Source organism: Sorangium sp. So ce887, assembly GCF_051521455.1.
Classification (GTDB): Bacteria; Myxococcota_A; Polyangia; order Polyangiales; family Polyangiaceae; genus Sorangium.
Genome location: NZ_CP150354.1, coordinates 6001112 through 6023480 on the forward strand (window position 1 = coordinate 6001112; position 22369 = coordinate 6023480).

General features: G+C 70.7%; 15 protein-coding genes and 1 pseudogene. 9 read left to right on the forward strand and 7 right to left on the reverse strand.

The annotated features are described in order from the left end of the window. Positions 1-431 precede the first annotated feature (431 nt). Together WMF36_RS22100 and WMF36_RS22105 are read right to left on the reverse strand one after the other, a co-directional pair. Positions 432-866: a hypothetical protein gene (locus WMF36_RS22100; RefSeq protein ID WP_437581611.1), complete on the reverse strand. Its 435-nt coding sequence runs from the start codon at positions 864-866 to the stop codon at positions 432-434. 448 nt (positions 867-1314) lie between these two features. Beyond that, positions 1315-1515 (reverse strand): hypothetical protein, encoded by a 201-nt coding sequence (locus WMF36_RS22105; protein ID WP_437581612.1) that lies wholly within the window; start codon positions 1513-1515, stop codon positions 1315-1317. Between WMF36_RS22105 and WMF36_RS22110 the strand changes: the two genes are divergently transcribed. From WMF36_RS22110 to WMF36_RS22125, 4 genes are all read left to right on the forward strand, one after another. Next, the gene (locus WMF36_RS22110; protein ID WP_437581613.1) at positions 1514-2338 is read left to right on the forward strand and encodes a GNAT family N-acetyltransferase; all 825 of its coding nucleotides are present in this window, start codon (positions 1514-1516) and stop codon (positions 2336-2338) included. The genes WMF36_RS22105 and WMF36_RS22110 overlap by 2 nt on opposite strands. Before the next feature lie 50 nt (positions 2339-2388). After that, complete coding sequence (locus tag WMF36_RS22115; RefSeq protein WP_437581614.1) at positions 2389-3795, forward strand: FAD-binding oxidoreductase; 1407 nt, start codon at positions 2389-2391, stop codon at positions 3793-3795. 128 nt (positions 3796-3923) lie between these two features. Beyond that, the gene (locus WMF36_RS22120) at positions 3924-4796 is read left to right on the forward strand and encodes an alpha/beta fold hydrolase (RefSeq protein WP_437581615.1); all 873 of its coding nucleotides are present in this window, start codon (positions 3924-3926) and stop codon (positions 4794-4796) included. Positions 4797-4900: 104 nt separating this feature from the next. After that, positions 4901-6124, forward strand: coding sequence for an MFS transporter (locus tag WMF36_RS22125; protein ID WP_437581616.1), 1224 nt, complete (start codon positions 4901-4903; stop codon positions 6122-6124). A 62-nt stretch (positions 6125-6186) separates the two neighbouring features. On the opposite strand, the gene serA is transcribed toward WMF36_RS22125, so the two are convergent. After that, a complete protein-coding gene (gene serA, locus WMF36_RS22130) occupies positions 6187-7446 on the reverse strand; it encodes a phosphoglycerate dehydrogenase (protein ID WP_437581617.1) in 1260 nt (419 codons plus the stop codon). Between the two features lie 169 nt (positions 7447-7615). Between serA and WMF36_RS22135 the strand changes: the two genes are divergently transcribed. Further along, positions 7616-8788, forward strand: coding sequence for a S1C family serine protease (locus tag WMF36_RS22135; RefSeq protein ID WP_437581618.1), 1173 nt, complete (start codon positions 7616-7618; stop codon positions 8786-8788). Between the two features lie 90 nt (positions 8789-8878). Here the strand turns inward: WMF36_RS22135 and WMF36_RS22140 are convergent, their stop codons facing one another. Together WMF36_RS22140 and WMF36_RS22145 are read right to left on the reverse strand one after the other, a co-directional pair. Next, positions 8879-10255 (reverse strand): DUF1552 domain-containing protein, encoded by a 1377-nt coding sequence (locus WMF36_RS22140; RefSeq protein ID WP_437581619.1) that lies wholly within the window; start codon positions 10253-10255, stop codon positions 8879-8881. Further along, entirely contained in the window at positions 10252-11970 is a 1719-nt protein-coding gene (locus WMF36_RS22145; protein ID WP_437581620.1) for a DUF1592 domain-containing protein, read from the reverse strand. The genes WMF36_RS22140 and WMF36_RS22145 overlap by 4 nt, the downstream gene beginning before the upstream one ends. A gap of 381 nt (positions 11971-12351) precedes the next feature. On the opposite strand from WMF36_RS22145, the gene WMF36_RS22150 reads away from it, so the two are divergent. Next, positions 12352-13182, forward strand: a complete 831-nt coding sequence (locus WMF36_RS22150; protein ID WP_437581621.1) for an alpha/beta hydrolase — start codon at positions 12352-12354, stop codon at positions 13180-13182. 189 nt (positions 13183-13371) lie between these two features. Here WMF36_RS22150 and WMF36_RS22155 read toward each other — a convergent pair whose 3' ends face one another. Continuing rightward, complete coding sequence (locus WMF36_RS22155) at positions 13372-13716, reverse strand: hypothetical protein (protein ID WP_437581622.1); 345 nt, start codon at positions 13714-13716, stop codon at positions 13372-13374. 665 nt (positions 13717-14381) lie between these two features. Between WMF36_RS22155 and WMF36_RS22160 the strand changes: the two genes are divergently transcribed. The 3 genes from WMF36_RS22160 (at position 14382) to WMF36_RS22170 (ending at position 22086) form a co-directional block, all read left to right on the forward strand. Next, on the forward strand, positions 14382-16166 hold the full coding sequence (locus tag WMF36_RS22160) for a hypothetical protein (RefSeq protein WP_437581623.1): 1785 nt from the start codon (positions 14382-14384) through the stop codon (positions 16164-16166). A gap of 183 nt (positions 16167-16349) precedes the next feature. Then, on the forward strand, positions 16350-20684 hold the full coding sequence (locus tag WMF36_RS22165; RefSeq protein ID WP_437581624.1) for a CARDB domain-containing protein: 4335 nt from the start codon (positions 16350-16352) through the stop codon (positions 20682-20684). 334 nt (positions 20685-21018) lie between these two features. Next, positions 21019-22086, forward strand: coding sequence for a trypsin-like serine peptidase (locus WMF36_RS22170; RefSeq protein WP_437581625.1), 1068 nt, complete (start codon positions 21019-21021; stop codon positions 22084-22086). Positions 22087-22143: 57 nt separating this feature from the next. On the opposite strand, the pseudogene tnpB reads toward WMF36_RS22170, so the two are convergent. After that, positions 22144-22332 (reverse strand): annotated as a pseudogene (gene tnpB / locus WMF36_RS22175) (IS66 family insertion sequence element accessory protein TnpB); the annotation flags it as partial. Between the last annotated feature and the right edge of the window lie 37 nt (positions 22333-22369).

Genomic DNA, 22369 nt, shown 5'->3' on the forward strand with positions numbered 1-22369 from the left:
CAGCGCCGCGAGCGGGCGCCGCGAGCGGGCGTTGCAAGCGGGCTCACCGCCGACCGCGCTGGCGCAGGCGTCGCGCGTGGGCGCGCGATCTGCGCCGGGGGTGTGTTACGAGCTGGGCAGTTCCGGGGCGATGAGCCCGAGGTCAGCGCGCCCAGCCGCCGATGTCCCAAAATGCATCACGTGGGGAGCCCTGGAACGTAGCCGCCGGGGCACGGCCGTAGCGGAACTGGAAAACCCCCGGGGCGCCTGGCCGCCTGGAGCAGCGCGTTGACCGCGAGCTCCCGGCGGCCAGCGCTCCGGCGACTTGCATCAGGCGACCCGCGGCTCAGACGCTGAGCGCAGCGCGGCTCCCTGTCGAGGTCCCGAGAGCACGCCGCGCCATGGCGCGGGGCCGGAGCTCACCTTCGCCTCGCAGCGCCGGCGCGGGGCGATTACCACCGCCCGTTGCAACCACCACCGTAGCCGAAGTTGCCGCCGCCGTAGTTGCCGAAGGCGCCGGAAGGGCCGCCGTAGCCGAAGTTGCCGGAAGGGCCGCCGTAGCCGAAGTTGCTGCCGTAGCCGCCGCCAAACGGCTGGCCGATGCCGCTGGACCACGGCCCCCCCCAGGACGGGTTGCTGAAAGAGCCCCCCCAGGGATCGAAACCGCCGCCCCTGTTCCAGGGGCGGCGCCACCGGTCGCGCCCCCAGCCGCAGTTCCGCGAGTTCCCATAACCGTGCAGCGCCTGCGAGGTCTCCTCGACCTCCACGGCCTCGGCCTCGTCCATGTCGATCTCGTCGGCGCCCGCCTCGCCCGCCGCGCACCCGGTGGTCAGGGCGGCCATCGCCATCGCAACACGCATCCACCTGCTATTCAACAGCTCAACCATTTCTCCTCCTTCCACGGCCCGCGACATCCGCAGGCCGTCAGGTCAGTCGGATTGAGCAGAGAGCAGCGCTCGTGCCCGAGAGCCGGTGTGCACAGGCTGCCGCCCGAGGGCGCGCGCAGCGGGCGGGAGGCAGCGACAAACCGACAATCCTAAACAGCGCACAACCTCGCAGTGGAGGCGCGTTCACCCGCGCTGGATCGCTGAGCAGATAAGGATCTTCGAGGCGCGCGCAGCGCACAGCAGCTCGCCGCGGCAGGCCCCCTTGAACGACGCGACGACTCGCGCAAAACACGCCTTTAGCGAGCCGCGGGTTTCTCGGCGCAGGGCGCCTCCACGAGGCGTCTCCGACGATTCGAAGCCTCGTCACCGACACGAGCGGTCGACAGGCGACAACGCCATACCAGCACTCACCCTCATCGGACGATCCGCGCCTTTCCGCGCGGCGCGCTCAGCCCATTTCCTCTGCGCCCACGTAGGCAAAGGTGCTCGACAAGAGCGTTCCAGGCGTCTCGCGACGTGCGCACCAGAGCACCTGTCGGGCCGGCCCCTGCACGCGCGCCCCGCTGGAGAAGCCCATGACATAACGCCCGCCGAACGTGTCGCCGAGAACGCGCGCCGCGCGGCGCCCCCGCAGGTAAGCTCGGCCCATGCTTCGCCTCGTCGCGCGCCCTGCGCGCCCATCCGATTATGACCACTTTGCTCGGCTCTTCGTGGAGCTCGGGACGGACCACCCGGTCCTGCCTCGCGACCGCTGGGAGAGCGCCTTGGCCAGGGACACCCTCTTCTTCGAGGCGGACGGCGAGGTGGTCGCCTACGCCTATGTCCAGCCGCTGCGCGGGGTCGGCTACGTGCGGCACGTCGTCGTCGCGCCGTCCCATCGCGGCCGCGGCGTCGGCGTCCAGGTCATGCGCGCCGTCGCCGCGCACCTCCGCGGCCGCGGCTGCACGCGCTGGTGCCTGAACGTGAAGCCGGACAACACCGCTGCCGTGCGGCTCTACCGGAGCGCCGGCATGGAGAACGTCTACGCCATGACCACGCTCCAGCTCGCCTGGGACGCCGCGGCGCGCCTCCCGCGCCCTGCCCGCCCGGTCATCGCCCGCCCGGCCGAGCCGCCCGACGACGCCGTCCTGGAGGCGTCGTTCGGCCTGCTGCCCGGCCAGATCGCCGAGGCCCGCGGCCGGGGCGGCCTCGTGCTCCTCTGCCTCGTCGACCCCGCCGCGCCGGGCGCCGCCCCGCTGGGGCTCGCGAGCTTCGACCCGTTTCTCCCCGGCGCGTTTCCCTTCCGCGTGGCCGCTCCCGAGCTCGCCGCTCCCCTGCTCGACGCCATCCGCCCCCACGCCCCGCGCGCCCCCGAGGCCCTCCTCGTCACGGTCGAGGACGACGACGCGCTCGCCGCCGCGCTGCGCGCGGTGGGCGCGACAGTGCAGCTGGTCGGCGCGCACTTTCGCGGCGAGATCCCGGACCCCGGCTGAGCCGCGAAGGCCGCTTGCCCTCGCAGCCACACCGCAGTACCGAGCCGGCCATGAGCCCACTTCCCGGCCTCCCCGGCGACTTCCTCGCGGCCGTCCAGCGCGAATTTCCCGCGGATTTCCTCTCCACGGACGCGGCCGATCTCGCGACGTTCGGCCGCGACTGGACCAAGGTCCACGAGCCGAGGCCCTCGGCCCTCGCGCTCCCGCGCTCGACCGAGGAGGTCTCGCGGCTGCTCCGCCTGTGCTCCGAGCACCGCGTCCCGGTGGTGCCCTCGGGCGGGCGCACGGGGCTCGCGGCCGGCGCCGTGGCGGCGAAGGGCGAGCTCGTCGTGTCGCTCGAGCGGATGCGCCGGATGGGCCCGGTCGACGTGCTCGGCGCGACCGTGCGCGTCGAGGCCGGCGCCGTGACCGAGGCGGTGCACCAGCACGTCGCGCCGCACGGCCTCACCTGGCCTGTCGACTTCGCCTCCAAGGGGTCGAGCCAGGTCGGCGGCAACATCGCGACGAACGCCGGCGGCGTGAAGGTCATCCGCTATGGCCTCACGCGGCAGTGGGTGCTCGGGCTCACCGTCGTGACCGCGAACGGCGCGGTGCTCGAGATGAACGGCGCGCTCGAGAAGAACAACACCGGGATCGACCTGCGCCAGCTCTTCATCGGCAGCGAGGGCACGCTCGGGATCATCACCGAGGCGACGCTCAAGCTCACGCGGGTGCCCGAGGGGCTCAACGTGTTCCTGTTCGCGGTGCCGGATCTCGCCGGCGTGCTCGCGCTGTTCCGCGAGGCCCGGCTGGGGCCCTTCGTGGTGATGGCCTACGAGTTCTTCACGGAGAAGTGCCAGGCGCGCCTGCGCAGCCACCGGAACGTGCGCGTGCCGCTCTCCGCGCCGTCGGACTACTACGTGCTCATCGAGGTCGAGCGCGGCCAGCCCGAGGCCCTCGAGGCGTGGATCACCTCGCTGTTCGAGCGCGAGCTGGTCACCGACGGCACGCTCGCGCAGCACGGGGCGCAGGCCGCCGAGCTCTGGGCGCTCCGCGAGGGGATCAGCGAGAGCCTGTCGGCGACCGGGCTGCCGCACAAGAACGACGTCTCGCTCCCCATCCAGGAGCTCGAAGGCTTCTGCTCCGAGCTGGAGAGCCTGTTCGAGGCCAGCTATCCAGGGTGGGAGATCGCGCTCTTCGGCCACATCGGCGACGGCAACCTCCACATCAACGTGATGAAGCCCGACAGCCTCACGCGCGAGGAGTTCCTCCGGCGCACCCACGAGGCGGATCACGCGATCTTCACGCTCGTGAAGAAGTACCGCGGCAGCATCTCCGCCGAGCACGGCATCGGCCTGCTCAAGAAGGACTACCTCCCCTACTCGCGCTCGCCCGAAGAGCTCTCGATCATGCGATCGATCAAGCGGGCGCTCGATCCGCTGAACCTCATGAACCCGGGCAAGATCCTCGATGTCTGAGCGCGTCCCAGGCCCCCTCGGCCCGAGGCATCCGGCGCGACGCCGGTGGACGGGCATGTAGAAACCCAGCCATTCAGCGCGTGATCGGCCCCGGTGCGCCGGCGGCCGTCCTGCGGAGAGGAGAGACGATGACCCTCGACGAATCCAAGCTATCGCACCGGTTCACCGAACGGAGCGGCGTGCGCCTTCACTACGTCGAGGCGGGCGAGGGGCCGCTGGTCGTGCTCCTCCACGGCTTTCCCGAGCTCTGGTACTCGTGGCGCCACCAGATCCCCGCGCTGGTCGAGGCGGGTTACCGCGTGATCGCGCCGGACATGCGCGGCTACAACCTCTCGGACAAGCCCCGGGGCGTCGCGGCCTACGGGCTCGGCGAGCTGACCGCGGACGTCGCGGCGCTCATCGAGGCTTCGGGCGCGGAGCGCGCCGCGGCGGTGGTCGGCCACGACTGGGGCGCCGCCGTCGCCTGGACGTTCGCGGCGCGGTATCCCGCGCTCCTCGATCGGCTTGTCGTCCTCAACGGCGCTCGGCCCCAGCGGCTGCTCGCCGCGTTCCGCACGGCGCGGCAGCTCCGCAAGAGCTGGTACATGTTCTTCTTCCAGCTCCCGAAGCTCCCCGAGCTGCTCGCCCGCAGGAAGGACTACGCGTGGCTCCGCGCGGCGGTGAAGCATGAACCGCAGCGGCCCGGCGCGACGAGCGACGAGGAGCTCGCCCGTTATGTCGAGGCGTGGTCGCAGCCGGGCGCGCTCACGGCCACGATCAACTACTACCGCGCCGGCTTCCGCCCGAGCAACCTCCGCGGGCTGGCCAGGACGCCCCGCGTCGACGCCCCCGTGCTGGTGATCTGGGGCGAGCACGACCGCTTCCTCGGCGCCGAGCTCGCCGAGCCGGATCCGGAGCTCGTCCCGAACGCCCGTGTCGCCCGCGTCCCCGACGCGGGCCACTTCGTGCACTACGACCGGCCGGAGAGGGTCAATCAGCTCCTCCTCGAGTTCCTGCGGTGAAGCCCGCGGCAGCGCGGCCGCGTCGCGCTGTCGTCAAAGCGGTTTTTCGCCGCCACGGACCCGTTTGACACGGCGGTGCGGCCGATCGACCCTGCCGGGCGAACATGCTCCGCCGCATCCCTGATCGGAATATCTGGCTCGTCTACGGCGCGATCTTCCTCCTCGGCCTCGCTTACGGCATCGCCATCTCGCTCACGGCGGTCTTCCTGGACATGCGCGGGTTCACCAAGCGCGACATCGGGCTGCTCGCGTCGTGCTTCGCGCTCGGCATCGTCCTGCTCTCGCTGCCCATGGGCGCGCTCATCCGCCGGTTCTCGGCGAAGGCCACGCTGGTGCTCTCGCTGGCCGGGTACGCGGCCGCGGTCGGCGTCTTCCCCTACCTGCCGGGCTTCGCCTCCATCGCGGCGGTCCGCTTCCTCGACGGCGCGTGCTCGGTCGGCATCTGGGTGAGCTGCGAGACGATCCTGCTCGCCCGGTCGGACAAGGACAACAAGGCGTTCATCACGAGCCTCTATGCGGTCGCGATGGCGCTCGGCTATGTCATCGGCCCGCTCTGCGCGAAGGGCATCGTCGCGCTCGCCTCGATGCCCGCGGCGTTCGTGGTCTCGTGCGTCATCGCGGCGCTCTCCGCGCTCCTCGTGCTCGCGCGCCTCGATCGCGACCCGAGGGACGCGCCGGCGCACGGGGAGGCCGGCGCGCCGGACGGCGGGGAGCCTCAGGCGACCTCTGCCTCGATCCTCTGGCGCATCAAGACCGCGTGCTTCGCGACCTTCGCCTATGGCTACTTCCAGGCCTCGGTCGTCCTGTTCCTCCCGCTGTATCTGATGGCGTCGAAGGGCGTCACGCTGGACCAGACGATCCTCATCCCTGCCTTCTTCGCGGTCGGGATGCTCGTCTTCACCAACGTCTTTGGCCGGATCGGCGATCGCCGCGGCCACCTGTTCCTCATGCGCGTGCTCGGCGCGATCGGCACGCTGATGATCCTCGGCTTCGTGTACCTGGATCGGTACGAGGCGATGTGCGCTGCGGTGCTCGTCGCCGGGGCGACGCTCGCGTCGATCTCGCCGCTCAGCCTCGCGCTCCAGGGCGTCGTCACCGCGCCGCGCGACTACAGCCGCGCGAACTCGCTCTACAACGTCTTCTACGCCGCCGGGATGCTCCTCGGCCCCCCGGTGTCGAGCGCCCTCTACGAGGCCTTGGGCGGCGTCGCGATGCTCTACCACCTGGCGGTGCTGTGGGCCGGGTTCGTCGTCTTCGCCCTCGTCTTCGCGGGGGACGACCCGGCGGCGCGGCGGCGCGAGCGGAGCCGGGTCGAGGCCGCCGCCTGAGGGCGAGCTCGGCGGGGCCCCCGCCCCCCGAAGAACACCCCGCCGGCGGCCGGGCCCTGCTCTCAGTAAAGAACGCGCGTCCGGAGGCTGGTCTCCAGCGCCCCGATCCGCCGGCTCACCTCGGCCGACACGTCCTGCGAGAGGTCCATGATGAGGTAGCCGATGTTGGCGTCCGTCGACAGCACCTGGCTGTCGATGTTGGCGTTCACGTCCGACACGATGCGGTTCACGTCACGGAGCACGCCCGGCACGTTGCGGTGGACGTTGAGGATGCGGTGCGTGCCCTTGAGCGGCGGGAGCTCCACGTTCGGGAAGTTCACCGCGCCCGTCGTCGCCCCGGTGGTCGCGAACTGCGTCAGCGCGCGCGACACCTCGCGGCCGATGGCCTCCTGCGCCTCCTCGGTCGAGCCGCCGATGTGCGGCGTCAGGATGACGTTCGGGAGCCGCTGCAGATCCGTGTGGAAGCCGTCCGAGTTCGACTCGGGCTCCTCCGGGTAGACGTCGATCGCCGCGCCCGCGAGGTGCCCGCTCTTCAGCGCCTCGGCCAGCGCCGGGATCACCACGACCGTGCCGCGGCTCGCGTTGAGCAGGTACGAGCCCTTGCGCATGTGCGCGAGCTCGGCGGCGCCGATCATCCTGTGCGTCTCCGGCGTGCCCGGCACGTGGAGCGAGACGAAGTCCGACTCGGCGAGCAGCGCCTCCAGCGTCGGCAGCGGGCGGTTGTTGCCCATCGGGAGCTTCTGGCCGATGTCGTAGTAGACGACGCGCATCCCCATCGCCTCGGCGAGCACGCCGAGCTGCTGGCCGATGTGGCCGTAGCCGATCAGGCCGAGCGTCTTGCCGCGGATCTCGTAGCAGGCCTTCGAGACCTTCTTCCAGGTGCCGGCGTGCACCTCGCGCGACCGGTCGCCGAGCTGCCGGGAGAGCATGACGCACTCGGCGATGATCATCTCGGCGACGCTGCGCGTGTTGCTGAACGGCGCGTTGAACACCGGCACACCGCGCCGGTTCGCCGCGTCGAGATCGACCTGGTTCGTGCCGATGCAGAAGCACCCGATGGCGAGCAGCTTGTCGGCCTTCTCGAGGACGCGCGCGGTGACGTGCGTCTTGCTCCGGATGCCGACCATGTCCACGCCCGCGAGCGCGGCGATCAGCTCGTCCTCCTTCATCGCGGAGCTGCGCGTCTCGATCTCGAACGACCGCGTTCGAAAGAGCTCGTGCGCGCTCTGGTGGATGTTCTCGAGCAGGAGCACCTTGACGGGCTCCTTCGCGGCTGGGGGGGTGGTCTGAAGTTTCGTTGAAGTTGGCGTCATTGGCTTCATCCGTCAGGGCCACCTCTACCGCAACTTGGCCCGTTTGCATCTCGGATCCGATCCGGCGCCGCCGGGGCGGCTGTCCGCGCATCCGTTGCGCGCGGCAGATCGCCGCACCGCCCCTCGCGCGCGCGCCGCAGGGGAGACGCCTTGCCCACGGCAGGCTAGATTGCGCCGCATGCGCCACCGCAGATCCGCTCGACTCCCCGCCTTCCTCGCCGTCGCCGCGCTCGCCGCTGCCCCTGGATGCAAGGGGAAGCCCAGCCCCGGCGGCCCGCCGCAGAGCGCGACGACGGCCCACGACGCGCCCGCGGCGCCGCCGGCCTCGACGACGATCGACACGATGCCGCCGCCGGTCCCGCCGCCGTCGAAGAACGCGCTCATCGAGGACGAGCGCAACACGATCTCGGTGTTCCGCGAGGTCGCGTCCGCGACGGTGTTCGTGACGCAGCGCCGCCTCGTGGTGGACCGCTTCTTCGGGACCGCGGTCGAGGTCCCCGCCGGCTCGGGCTCGGGCTTCGTCTGGGACGCTGACGGGCACATCGTCACGAACTTCCACGTCGTGGACAACGCGCAGTCGCTCATCGTCCGGCTCCAGGGGGAGAAGACGTTCCCGGCGCGCCTCGTCGGCGTCGAGCCGCGCAAGGACATCGCCGTGCTCAAGATCGACGCGCCGAAGGAGATGCTCAAGCCGATCCAGGTCGCGCCCCTGCGCGAGCCGCTCGAGGTCGGGCAGAAGGCGATCGCGATCGGCAACCCGTTCGGCCTCGATCACACCCTGACGACCGGCATCATCAGCGCGGTCGGCCGCCAGGTCGAGGGCGCCGGCGGCGTGACCATCCGCGACATGATCCAGACCGACGCCGCCATCAACCCCGGCAACTCCGGCGGCCCGCTGCTCGACTCGAGCGGGCACCTCATCGGCATGAACACGATGATCTTCTCGAAGAGCGGCGCCTCCGCCGGCATCGGCTTCGCCGTGCCCTCGACGATGATCGCGCGGGTGGTCCCGCAGATCATCAAGACCGGCAAGGCCGAGACGGTCGGCCTCGGCATCCAGCTCGACCCGGCCCGCCGCCTCGAGCGGCGCAACGGCATCCGCGGCGTCATCGTGATGGGCGTCATCCCCGACGGCCCCGCCGCCAAGGCAGGCCTGCGCGGCCTCTCCGAGGGCGACCGCGGGCTCGTGCTGGGCGACGTGATCGTCGGGCTCGACGGCGCGCCGGTCGCGGACTACGACGCGCTCTACAACGCGCTCGACGGCAAGAAGCCGGGCGAGAAGGTGAAGGTCGACCTGCTCCGCGGCGGCCAGAAGACCACCGTCGAGATCGCGGTCGAGCTCCTCAGCTGAGCGGCCGGCGGCCGCCGAGCGGTGTCCGTCGGGAGGAGCGATGAGCCGCCCGGCGGCCGCCGGCGCGGGCCCCGCCGGGCGAAGGCGCGCTCAGGCGATGATCGGATCGATGAGCCCGCCTTCGAGGCTCTCGTCGCCGAAGGTGTCGAGCGGGCCGCCCTGGCCATTGGTGCAGCCGACGGCCGCGCCGATCGTGTTGAGCAGCTTGTTGTTGGCGACCTTGACGTCGACGAACTGGCCGGTCTTCAGGTAGCCCGCGGCGCCGCCGGCGAGGATGTACGGGACCCTCCGGAACGAGTGGTACTTGTCGGCGTTGTCGTTGAGCCACACCGCCACGCCGTGGTCGAGCAGCGTCCCCGAGCCGAGCTCGTAGGACGAGAGCCTGTCGAGCAGGTGCTTGAAGATCCGCCCGTGGATCCGGTCGATCTGGTGATGCAGCTCCTGCGCGCCCTCGATCGGCGGGCCCTCGGAGCCGTCTCCGTCGATGCGGTGGGAGATCTTGTGGAAGCTCTTCTGCCGCGCGCCGTGGATCGTGTACTCGGTCCCGTCGTTGCCGTCGCCCACCTGGAGCGTCGCCGCGCGCGTCACGCCGCACGCCATCGCGAGCGCGATGATGTCCATCTGCATGCGGGCGATGGTCTCCACGTTGTCGTGGCTGCGGACGTCCGGGGAGATCGCCTCCATCTCGGCGACCCGCTCCTGCGGCAGCTTGCAGGCGAGCGCGACCTCGAGGTCGCGGATGCTGTCGAAGTGGAGCTGTAGCCGCTCGCGATCGCTCTTGCTGAGGTCCTTCCGGCCCATGAGCGACTGCATCTCCGCGCGGACCAGGTCGTTCACGCTGGTGCGGCGCTCGGCCAGCGACTGCGCGACCCCGTCGTCGGCGTCGGCGAGCCCGAAGAGCTTCTTGTACGCGTTGAACGGGTCGCGCTCGGCGGCGCGGAGCTGCTTCGGGCCGCGGTACGAGAGCACCTCGTTGATGTAGCCGACCATCCTGCCCGCGTAGAGCGTCAGCGGCTCGACGCCCGCCGGGTTGAGCTCGGTCGCGATGCGGTTGTCGATCGACTCGCCCATCGCGAGCGACTCGTTGCCCGACGGATCGTCCGACACGCGCGCGGCCGTGAGGCACTGGTTGCCGCCGCCGGAGTGGCCGCACCCGTTGGCCTTGAACGCGAAGCTGATGCCGCGCACCATGATCAGCTTGCTCGCGTAGTCCTTGAGCTCGCTGACCGCGCGGTCGCTGTCCCGCTCCATCGACTCGGCGGTCAGCGGGCCCGTCTCGCTCGGCCAGAACATCTCGGGCTCGTCGTCGACCTCCTGCGCCACGCCGTTCGCCTGGCGCATGAAGATCGCGAAGGGCGGCGCGTCGCCCGTGCCGGCCGCGGCGCGCCGGGGCGCGAAGGTCTCCAGGAACGGGAGCGCGACCGTGACGCCAAACAGGCCTCGAAGCACACGTCGTCGGGTGATCATTGCGCCTCCGCGGGAACGCGAGCGAGGAAGGAAGTGGACGAGACGATCTGGAGGACGAGCTCCTGGGTCGAGGCGCCGCCGCGCGACGCGTCGCCGAGCGCCTGGATGAGCCCTCGGTCCTTCGCGGCCGCGTCGCGGCCGTAGGCGAACTCGACCCAGTGCTTCGCGTAGCACGCGTGCGCCTCGCTGCTCTCGGCGAGGACCTGGCTGAACGCGATCGCGTCCGTGTAGCTCCTCGGCTGGCCGCCGAGATAATAGACGTCCGCGGCGTCGACGGGCACGCCGTTGTCGGTCGCGCGGTACTTGCCGATCGCGTCGTAGTGCTCGAACGCAAACCCGGCAGGGTTGATCATCGTCGCGTGGCACGCCTCGCCGCACGTCCCCTTGCCCGTGTGCGCCGCGACGCGCTCGCGGTTTGTCGCGTGCTCACCCGGCGGCACCGCGGTCGCGTCGTCGGGCGGCGGCGACAGCGACGCGCAAAGGATCCTGAGGTTCACGAAGACGCCGCGGTGGATCGAGTCCGGCTGCCGCGCCGTCGCCCTCGACGCGAGGAAGCCGAGGCGCGTGAGCAGCCCGGAGCGCTCCGCCCCATCGAGCTCCACCCGCTTGAATTCATTGGAGAATTCTCCGTCGATGCCGTAGGCCGCCGCGAGGTGGCCGTTCACGAACGCGGTGCGGGCGGTGAGCAGGTCGGTGAGCCCGCCTTCCTTGTCGAAGACGACGTGATCCACGAAGAGCTCCGCCTCGCGCTGCATGGCGTCGCCCATCTCGGGGACGAACTCGGGGAACAGCGCCTGGTCCTTGTTGAGGTCGTGGTACTGCTCGTAGTCGTAGAGCTGCCGGTGGAACGCGCCGACGACCTCGCGGGCGCGCGGGTCCTCGAGCATGCGCTCGGCGTAGGCGCGGACCGCCTCGTGGGTCGACAGCTCGCCCGCCTTCGCCGCCGCGAGCAGCTCCTCGGAGGGCATCGTGTTCCAGAAGAGGTACGCGAGCTTGGCCGCGATCTCGTACCCGCTCAGCGGGATGAGCCCGCCCTTCGCCGGCCCGGCGCCGAGCTCGACCCGGTAGACGAAGTGGGGCGATTGCAAGAACGCCTCGAGCGCCGCGCGCACGCCCGCGACGAACGGGTCCTCGCCCTCGAAGAGCTCCTTGCCGCGGTCGAACAGCGCGAGGTACGCGCCCCGCTCGTCGGCCGAGAGCGGGCGCCGGAACGCCCGCTCGCCGAACCGCTCGACGAACGCCTGCGCCCGCGCCTCCGGCTCGGCCGGCAGGTCCGCGGGCAGGATACGCGCGAGCTTGCCCTGGTCGCTTGCGACCATCGCCGCGAGCTCCTCGGCGGCGCGCTGGTAATCGCTCCAGAGACCCGGCGTCACAAGGAGCGCAGCCTCGTTGTTGTCGAACACGCCGCCGAGCGGATCGCTCGTGAACGACGCCGAGAGACCGGGCCTGTCGTCGAGGCGCAGGAGATCGCGCACCGTGTTCTCCCACTGCGCGTGGCTCAGCCGCGGGAACATGCTGCGCCCGGCGACCTGCGTCTCTGCCGCGCCATCCGGCAAGCCGCCCGGCACAGGGCCAGGGCCGTCGCCCTCCCCCTCCCCAGGCTCGCCCACGGAGCCCATGCACGCCCCGAGCAGGAGCGCCGTGGCGCAGAGCCCCGCGCCGAGCGCCCGCCTCCATCGCGGCGAGCCGGTCATCGAACAAGACGGTGGGGTCATCGTTCTCTCCTGACTAAGAGCTCTGGTAACTAAGCAGCTCGTTCAGTATAGCTATCAATGCAACTGCCATCAACCGGAAACCGTCGTGTCTGCTTGAACGTCGTGTCGGTTTAAGTTGCAGCTCTACGCTCCAAGTTCGCTCCAAGTTCGCTCCAAATTCGCGCCACGTTTGCTCCACAACCGCTCGACGCTGGACAAATCGAACATCACCGGAACTCCCATGCTCGCGCCGGAGCGAAATCGCCGGCGATCACGCGTTCTCGGTGGCTGCCGCGCAACCGCGGGCGGCAGGGTGTGCGCCGATTCGCCGCAGGGAGGCGCGTGGAGCCTCATGTAGGTTCTCTGTTGCTCCAGCGGGGACGATTCAGCAGTCTGTCGTCCATGCGCACCTGTCGCCCTCGACTCGTCTCCACGTGGTTTGCGCTCGCGCTCGCGTCGCTCGCGGCCCTCTCTGCCTGCGAGCGGCGGGCAGCGCCGCCCGCGGGCGGCGCCCCGGCGGGCCCCGGAACGGAGGCGCCGCCGGCCGCGCCGGTCGCGAGCGCGCCGGCGGCCGCCGCGGCGGCCCGGGTCGAGTACCTCGAGGAGGTCACCGGCGGCGCGGACAGGAGCGAGGCGCTCCCCCTGGTCGTCGCCATTCATGGGCTCGGCGATCGGCCCGAGTCGTTCGCGGGGGTCCTGGCGGGCGCCGATGTCAAGGCGCGCCTCATCGTGCCCCGCGGGCTCACGCCGTACGGGGACGGCTACTCGTGGTTTCCGCTCCAGCAGGCGCTCGCGAGCGAGGATGTCGGACAGGGCATCTTGCGCGCGGCCGCCGCGCTCGCGGCGACGATCGAGCGGATCGCCGCCGAGCGGCCGACGCGGGGCAAGGCCATCGTGACCGGCTTTTCCCAGGGCGGCGCGCTCACGTTCGCGCTCGCCCTGCACCACCCGCGCGTAATCGGCGCCGCCTTCCCCGTCAGCGGCTGGGTCCCCCCCGCGGTGCTGCCCGGCGGAAGCGCGGCGGAGCCGGCGACTCCGGCGCTCGTCGCGCTGCACGGCGAGGCCGATCGGCGCGTCCCGTTCGGCCCCACCCGCGACGCGATCGCGGCGCTCGGCGGGCGCGGCGTCAAGGCGAGCCTGAAGAGCTACCCGGGTGTCGGCCACACGGTGAGCGGCGAGATGCGGCGCGATCTGCTGCAGCTCATCCGCGGCGCCGCCGCCGAGATGCGCTGACTGGCTCCGGGCGCAGGGCGGGGCCACGATATCTGCCAGACGACGCTGACCCTGCCCTGACGACGCGCGCGCCTCGGTCTCGAGGCCGAGCGCGCGAGCGAGACCCGGCCGCCGGCCGCCTCCGGATGATTGTTCCGGAGGCAGCCGGCCACATTCTGCCTGGCTCGCCCGTATCCGGCTCAGGACCGGCTAGTCGTCACAGTGCTCGCTGTCGCAGAAGTCCTTCAGACAATCTTTGAGCTCCTCCTTGACGTCGTCCAGGACCTTGTCGGCGTGCTTGACCTTGCCGGCGCCATTCTTATCAGCGTGCTTGATCTCTTCCAGGACGTCCTTCACGCAGTCACAGATATCGTCGCAAGGATCCATCATGCCGGTGCCGGTCGTGGTGGTCGTGGTGGTGGTGGTCGGCATGGTGGTACTGGTGCCGCCGCTGGAACCGTAGTCGCCCGCTTCCGCCTGTGACACGCCGATCACGAGCCCGCAGGCGCCCGCGATGAGGAGAAGCGAAGCCCCGTAACCGATGATCTTGTTCATTGCGCACCCCCAGTCGACACGCCGCACGCGTCATCGCGCCGGGACGTCGACTTGTATGGTCACGAAACCTAGCTGCGAGAGCGCGAGATTCAACAAATTTCACAGTATTGACTTTCTCCTCTCCGCCGCCGGCGAACGATGAAACGAGAGCACCGGAATCGAGAGCACCGAAGTGTCGCGGGACACCGAGGTGTCGTGCGTCTCGGTCGCCGCTCGGCGCGCGCCGACAGCGCGGGCCTCGCCTGTCGCGTGAGCTTTCGAACGAAGCAGTCAGGCAGGAGACGAGACAGGATGAGGCTCCAGCGAGAAAGCATTGTCGCGCTCTGTCCGAGTCGACCCGGAACATCGGCCGTCATCCGCGCGGCCGGCGCCGCATGGATGCTCCCGGGCTCCGCGCACCGACCCTCCTGTGCGCGGAACGGAAGGTCCACGTCACCGGATCGCGCAGCGCTCCTCTGCAACAGGGCTCGCTCGCAGCGCAGCTCCCTGCAGAGGCCTCGCCGTCGCGCGTCGGTGAGGTCCTTCACATCGCGCCGACGGCTCATGAAACGGGGCGGCGGGCGGCGGACGGCGGACGGCGGGCGACAGGCGACAGACGGCGACGTGCGGGACGCGCAGCGCCCATCTACACGGCGCGCTGCGCATACCCTATGTTGCGAGCTCGAATGAAGGACCTTTCCCCTCGCTTCGAGCGGTGGCTCTGCCACCCTCGCTTCTTCAATGGCGTCTTGCTCCTCGCGCTCGCCCTGGCGGCGTCCACCATCACGCTCGCCTTCTACAGCGATGACTATATTCTGCTGTGCTATCTCGCCGAGCTGATCCCCGGCTCGCCGCCCTGGTACGATCTCTACAACTTCTTCAGCGGCGACCCGCACCGGACGCAGGCGAGCATCGACCTCACCGGGTTGCCGTGGTGGACCGATCCCGAGCTCAGGCTCCACCTCGTCCGCCCCCTGGCAAGCGCGCTGTTCACGCTCGAGAACGCCGTCTTCGGCCGCGCCCCGCTCGGGTACCACCTCGTCTCCATCGCGCTGTACGTCGCCCTGGTAGCGGCCGCCGGCAGGCTGTTTCTGCGGGTGCTCCCGGGCGCGACCGCGGCGCTCGCGCTGCTCATCTTCGCGGTGAGCGCGAGCCACATGCAGTCGGCCGGCTGGATCGCCTGCCAGCACCTGCTGCTCGCGGCGCTCTCGGTGGTGCTCGGGCTCCTGGCCTATCTCCGCTACCGCGAGGAGGGATGGCGCCCGGGGCGGTACCTGGGCCCGCTCGGGCTCGGGATCGGGCTCCTCGGCGGCGAGGCGGCGCTCGGCGGGGCAGCGTACTGGATCGCCTACCAGCTCGCCGGCCCCGTGCCGCCGGGCCGCGCGGCCGGCTGGCGCGCCCGCGCAGCCGCTGCGCTCCCGGTGCTCGGTCTCCTCGTGTACTTCGCCGCCTACAAGGCGGCCGGCGGCGGCGCCGCGCACACCGGCGGTTACGTCGACCCGCTCGCCAGCCCGCTCAGGTTCGTGGCCACGGCGGCGGAGCGCCTGCCCGTCCTGCTCGGCAACGCCATCGTGACCGTGCCCGCCGACTTCTCGACCGCGCTCCCCAAAGGCCCCTTCGTCGTCATCGGCCTCGCGGCGACCGCCGGCGCCGCCCTGCTCTACCGCGCTTGCCTCCCCGCGATCCCCGAGCGCGAGCGCGCCGCCCTGCGCTGGCTCGTCCCCGGGGCGCTCCTCGCGTTCGTCACGTGCCTCGGCGGCTTCCCCGGGTCGCGCCTCCTGCTGCTGCCGAACCTCGGGATCGCGCCGCTCCTCGCCGTCCTCATCGTGCGCGGGCTCCGCCGCGGTCCATCGCACGGGCTCGCGTCGTGGCCCCGCCGCGCAGGCGCGGGGTTTCTCGGCGTCGTGCACGTCGCGCTCGCGCCGCCGATGTTCCTCCTCGCCACCGTCTCGAGCGCGGACATCGCGCGGAAGCTCGAGGACGTCGCCCGCACCGCGGAGATCGGGGAGCCGCCCCACAAGCGGGTCTTCATCGCCGCCTCCTCGGATCCCATGGCATCCATGTATCCTCAGGCGATCATCGCCCTGGAGTCGCCCGACGCCATCTCCTGCTGGGCGATGCTCTCGATGACCAAGGCCTCACACCACCTCACGCGCACCGGCGAATCGTCGTTCACCCTCGCGCCCATCGGCCAGACGATGCTGACAGGAGCGTTCGAGAGCCTCTACCGCGCGCCGGAGGCGCCGCTCCAGCCGCGCTACGAGATCCGCCAGTGCGGCGCCACGATCCGGGTCGCGGAGGTCAAGGACGGGAAGCCCACGCGGCTCGAGATCGATCTGGGCGCGCCGCTCGAGGATCCAGGGCTCGTGCTCCTGGCATGGCGCGACGGGAAGCTCCGCCGCGTCGCGCCGCCCGCGGTCGGCCAGACGATCGAGCTCCCGTGGTCGCCGGGGCCGATCGGGCTCTTCTGAGCGGAGGATCGCGCCGCGCTGGAGTCGTCCGGGCGTGCGCCCGGACGAGAGCGCGGGCAGGGTCCGCCGCTTCCGCGTCGCGCCCGTGCAAGGTCGCTGTCCCACGGAACTCCAGCGGAATCGCAAACCCCTTGACGTGGACGCATCTCCGGTTTCTCCTGACTCTCTATGCTCAGCCAAAGAGTGTCTCTCGAGCGATGGGCGTGCTTCGTGGTCAGCATGGTGGCGATGACCGTCGGGTGCCGGAGCAGCGAAGCCCCTCGCGAGCCCGAGCCTGTCGGGGTCTCGACCGAGGCGCTCGTGGGCGACGAGCCCGACCTCGTGATCTCGAGCGTGAGCGGGCCTCCGAGCGCTGGGCCGGGCGGCTATTTCACGACGTCTGTCACCGTGTGCAACCAGGGCAATTCGGTGAGCTCCGGCACGAACGTCGAGGTGTTCCTGTCGGAAGACGCCATCATCACACCGTCGGATGCCCTCGCCGGCTACGCCTCGCTGGGGCACCTCTACCCGGGGCAATGCGCGGTGCTCGGCGTCCAGACCAGCGCGGGCGTGCCCGACGGTGCGTACACGCTCGGCGCCGTGGTGGACTCGTTCGGTGATGTGATCGAGCTCTCGGAGGCCAACAACGCGGCTGCGGGAGGCGACATGGGCATCGGCTACGGCCCGGATCTCGTCGTCTCCGCCGTGAGCGCCCCGCCGAGCGCCTTTCCCGGCGGCGGTTTCAACGTCCAGGTCACGGTGTGCAACCAGGGCACGGCGCCGGACCAGGCCGCGATCGTGGATGTGCGGCTCTCGCCGGACGCCACGATCGAGCCGTCCGATCAGCTCCTCGGCAGCGCCCCGGTGCCTTGGTTGACCTCTGGCCAGTGCGAGCCGGTGACCGTTGCTGTCAGCGCCGACGTACCCGAAGGCGTCTATCATCTCGGCGCGATCGCGCACGAGAACGGCTGGAACCAGGAGCTCATCACGTCGAACAACACGCGGGACGGCGGGCTGCTCGGCGTCGGCCATCGCGCGGATCTCGTCGTCTCCGCGGTGAGCGGGCCGCCGAGCGTCGTGCCCGGCGGCAGCTTCGACGCTGAGGTCACCGTCTGCAACCAGGGTACGCTGCCGAGCGACGGCGCCTGGCTCGACCTCCTGCTCTCGTCCGATGGGGCGATCACATCCGCCGATTTCCCGCTCGGCGACGGCTATGTGCCCTACCTGAGCCCCGGACAATGCGTCTCCGCGACGATCGCCGCGGACGCCTACGTGCCCGCCGGCCTGTACACGCTGGGCGCGATCGTGGATGCCCCCGATTGGGCCCTCGAGCTCATCGAGACGAACAACGCCTCGGCGGGGCGCGTGATGGGTGTCGGCAACCAGCCGGATCTGATCGTCTCCGGCGTGAGCGGGCCGCCGAGCCTCTTCCCCGGCGGCAGCTTTGACGCCGAGGTCACCGTCTGCAACCAGGGCACGCAGCCGAGCTACGGCATCCACGTCGAGCTGCGCCTCTCCGCGGACGCGACCGTCACGGAGGCCGACTTCCCCGCCGGCGGCGGTCCGGTGCCGTACCTGGACCCGGGCCAGTGCACGGTCGTGGCCGTCCCGGCCTGGGTCGCGGTGCCCGACGGCGCTTACCACCTCGGTGCCATCGTCGATCCGCACGACTGGACTCCCGAGCTCATCGAGACAAACAACGCCGGAGCAGGCTCCCTGCTCGGCATCGGCTACGGGCCCGACCTCACCGTCTCCATGGTCAGCGGCCCGCCCAGCGTCCTGCCCGGCAGCAGCTTCGACGCCGTGGTCACCGTCTGCAACCAGGGCACGACCCCGGGCGACAGCCTGGTGGAGCTGCGTCTGTCCGCCGACGCCACCCTCACGGCGACCGATGCTCACGCGGGCAGCGCCCACACGCCGTACCTGGCTCCCGGCCAGTGCGCTGCCGTCACGATCCCCGCCAGCGCCTATGTGCCCGACGGCGCCTACCACCTCGGCGCCATCGTCGATCCGCACGGCTGGTTCCAGGAGCTGATCGAGACCAACAATGCGACCTCGGGCGACCTGATCGGCGTCGGCAGCTGGCCGGACCTCGTCGTCGCTGCCGTGAGCGGACCGCCGAGCCTCATGCCCGGCAGCGGCTTCGACGCGTCCGTCACCGTCTGCAACCAGGGCACGACCCCGAGCTACGGCGTCGGCGTCGACCTGCGCCTGTCGAGCGACGAGGCCATCACGCCTTCGGACATCCACGCCGGGAACGGCTACGTGCCCGGCCTGAGCCCTGGGCAGTGCACCTCCGTCGCCGTACCCGCGAGCGCCTATGTGCCCGACGGCGCCTATCACCTCGGCGCCATCGTGGACCCGGGCGACTCGCTCGTTGAGCTCATCGAGACAAACAACGCCTCGGCGGGGCGCGTGATGGGTGTCGGCAACCAGCCGGATCTGATCGTCTCCGCCGTGAGCGGGCCGCCGAGCCTCTTCCCCGGCGGCAGCTTCGACGCCGAGGTCACCGTCTGCAACCAGGGCACGCAGCCGAGCTACGGCATCCACGTCGAGCTGCGCCTCTCCGCGGACGCGACCGTCACGGAGGCCGACTTCCCCGCCGGCGGCGGTCCGGTGCCGTACCTGGATCCGGGCCAGTGCGCCGCCGTGATCTTCCCGGCGAGCGCTACCGTGCCCGACGGCGCTTACCATCTGGGCGCGATCGTCGATCCGCACGGCTGGGTTCCCGAGCTCCTCGAGACAAACAACGCCGGAGCAGGCTCACTGATCGGCGTCGGCTACGGGCCCGACCTCATCGTCTCCAGGGTCAGCGGCCCGCCCAGCGTCCTGCCCGGCAGCAGCTTCGACGCCGTGGTCACCGTCTGCAACCAGGGCACGACCCCGGGCGACAGCCTGGTGGAGCTGCGTCTGTCCGCCGACGCCGCCCTCACGGCGACCGATGCTCACGCGGGCAGCGCCCACACGCCGTACCTGGCTCCCGGCCAGTGCGCTGCCGTCACGATCCCCGCCAGCGCCTATGTGCCCGACGGCGCCTACCACCTCGGCGCCATCGTCGATCCGCACGGCTGGTTCCAGGAGCTGATCGAGACCAACAATGCGACCTCGGGCGACCTGATCGGCGTCGGCAGCTGGCCGGACCTCGTCGTCGCTGCCGTGAGCGGACCGCCGAGCCTCATGCCCGGCAGCGGCTTCGACGCGTCCGTCACCGTCTGCAACCAGGGCACGACCCCGAGCTACGGCGTCGGTGTCGACCTGCGCCTGTCGAGCGACGAGGCCATCACGCCTTCGGACATCCACGCCGGGAGCGGCTACGTGCCCGGCCTGAGCCCTGGACAGTGCACCTCCGTCGCCGTACCCGCGAGCGCCTATGCGCCCGACGGCGCCTATCACCTCGGCGCCATCGTGGACCCGGGCGACTCGCTCGTCGAGCTCATCGAGACAAACAACGCTTCGGCCGGCGATCTGATCAGCGTGGGCTATGGCCCCGACCTCATCGTCTCCGCCGTGAGCGGGCCGCCGAGCCTCTTCCCCGGCGGCGGCTTCAACGCCGAGGTCACCGTCTGCAACCAGGGCACGCAGCCGAGCTACGGCGCCCACGTCGAGCTGCGCCTCTCCGCGGACGCGACCGTCACGGAGGCCGACCTCCCTGCCGGCGGCGGTCCGGTGCCGTACCTGGATCCGGGCCAGTGCGCCGCCGTGACCTTCCCGGCGAGCGCTACCGTGCCCCAGGGCGCTTACCATCTGGGCGCGATCGTCGATCCGCACGGCTGGATTCCCGAGCTCATCGAGACAAACAACGCCGGAGCAGGCCCCCTGCTCGGCATCGGCTACGGGCCCGACCTCATCGTCTCCACGGTCAGCGGCCCGCCCAGCGTCCTGCCCGGCAGCAGCTTCGACGCCGTGGTCACCGTCTGCAACCAGGGCACACAGCCGAGCTACGGCAGCGACGTGGAGCTGCGCATCGCGTCCGACGACCAGGCGACCCACATCGATCTTCTCGCCGGGGGCGCGCCGGTGTCGTACCTGGACCCGGGCCAGTGCACGGTCGTGACCGTCCCGACCTGGGTCGCGGTGCCCGACGGCATCTACCACCTCGTCGCCATGGTGGACCCCTACAATGGGAGCCCGGAGCTCATCGAGAGTAACAACGCGACCTCGGGCAGCTCGATCGGCGTCGGCAACCAGCCCGATCTCATCGCGTCCGTCGTGAGCGGCCCGCCGAGCGTCCCGCCGGGCAGCCTCTTCGACACCTCGATCACCGTCTGCAATCAGGGGACGGCCCCGAGCTACGGCGCCAGCGTGGAGGTCCGGCTGTCCCCCGACGCGACGATCACGACGGCCGACGTCATCGCCGGAGGCGCCTGGCTGCCGAGCCTCGACGTCGGCCAGTGCGAGAGCCTCGTCGTCCCCACCGACGCCTATGTTCCCGTGGGCACCTACACGCTCGGCGCCATCGTGGACGCCTACAACGGAGTTCCCGAGCTCCTCGAGAGCAACAACGCCACGGCCGGCGGCGAGCTCCTCGTCGCCTTCTGATCGTCCGCCTCGCGGCGTCGGCAGCAGCGGTGAGGACACCGCGTCCTGCCAGGCGGACCGTCAGCTGGGACGGGTAGATCGCGAAGCTCGTGATCGCTTGGAGATCGATCATGATCTCCTCCGTGCGGAAGATGCGCTGCAAGGGCGACGATCTGTACACGGAGGTTCAGCTTTTACCCAGGGATCCAGCGCACGATGGGGCTTCACGCCGACGGAGACGAAGCAGATCCTGGCCCGGGTGAAGCGTCACGTCCGGCGGAGGCGGCGGCCAGGAGGAAGCTCCGTCCCCGCAGGCCTACCGCCGCAGGCCCCAGAACTCTGATACGAGGGAGGAATGCACTTTCTATCATTTCTCCAGTTCGCGCAACGCGGGGGCCTCGTGGCCGCCGCGCTCTCCGTGGGCCTCGCGGCCTGCGCTGTCGACGGCGGGACCGACGCTGCATCGCCGGACGGCGACGCAGCCCCGCACATGACCCTCGAGGAGGTCGCGACCGCGGCCTCCCCACCCCCTGCGTTCGTTGATTCGGCCGGCGTGCGCTGGGTCTACGCCGGGCAGGTCGCCCGCACGAGCGCGCCCGCCGCCGACGGGGAGACCAGCGAGGAGCTGGCCGAGGACGAGGCCGCCGAGCTCGAGCCCCTGTCGCTCGTGTTTGCGGACGGGCGCGAGTACATCACGCGCGACACGCTGCCGCGCCTCGACATCGACATCCCTGGCAGCGGCGAGAACGTACATGCGCTGATCAATGGCTCCGACGGCCGTATGCAGATCGTGTCACCGGCGAACTTGTCCCCGCCGTTCTCGAGGGTCGTGTTCCTCGCCAACAGCAGCGCTAGCTGTTCCGGGGCGATGTTCGGCCCGCGTCACGTGCTCACCGCCGGCCATTGCCTGCACAGCGGCAAGCGCTCTGGGAACCACTATGGTCCGACCTCGGCGACGCCCGGTCGCGTGTGCGCGTCCGGCGCCGCCTGCGCGCCGTACGGCACCGCGGGCGAGCTCGCGCGCATCGTCTCGTCGTCGTGGCGCAGCGGTATCCGCCACCGCTGGCCGGACGATTGGGCGATCCTCATCCTCGACAGCAGCCTCGGCCTCAGCACCGGGTGGTTCGGAGCTGGCTCGACGAGCTCGAGCGCGCTCCGGGACGCCCAGGTCACGACGTATGGATACCCGGGCGACAAGCCGGCGGGTACGATGTGGGGTATGTCGTGCGGTGTCGATACCGTGCTTGCACAAAAGTTCCGCTATGAGTGCGACACGATGAACGGCCAGAGCGGGTCGGGCATCTGGATCGACGACAAGCTGGTCGGCATCCTCAGCAATCACGTGTTGTTCGCCAACCGCGCGGTCCGCATCCGCGACGAGATCGTGTCGGCGATGAACGACGCGCGCGCGGACTACCCTTAGCGCTTCACCCGATGCCCGAGCTGCACGATGCCATCGTCGGCAGGACATTCTATTGAGAAACAAGAACAACGCACCACTGGCCGGGTCCCAGCGGAGCACCTGCCGGGTGATCGCGGCGAGCCGGTCGAACGCACCTCGTAAGTCCACCGGACCGACCGCCAGATAGACGGCTATCGTCGCGGGGGTCACCGTCCCCTCCGCAGCGCTTCGATCGCTTCCATGAGGTCGCGCGCGCCGATCCCACATACCTGCATCCGCGTCCCGCCGGCAAACGCGAGCATGA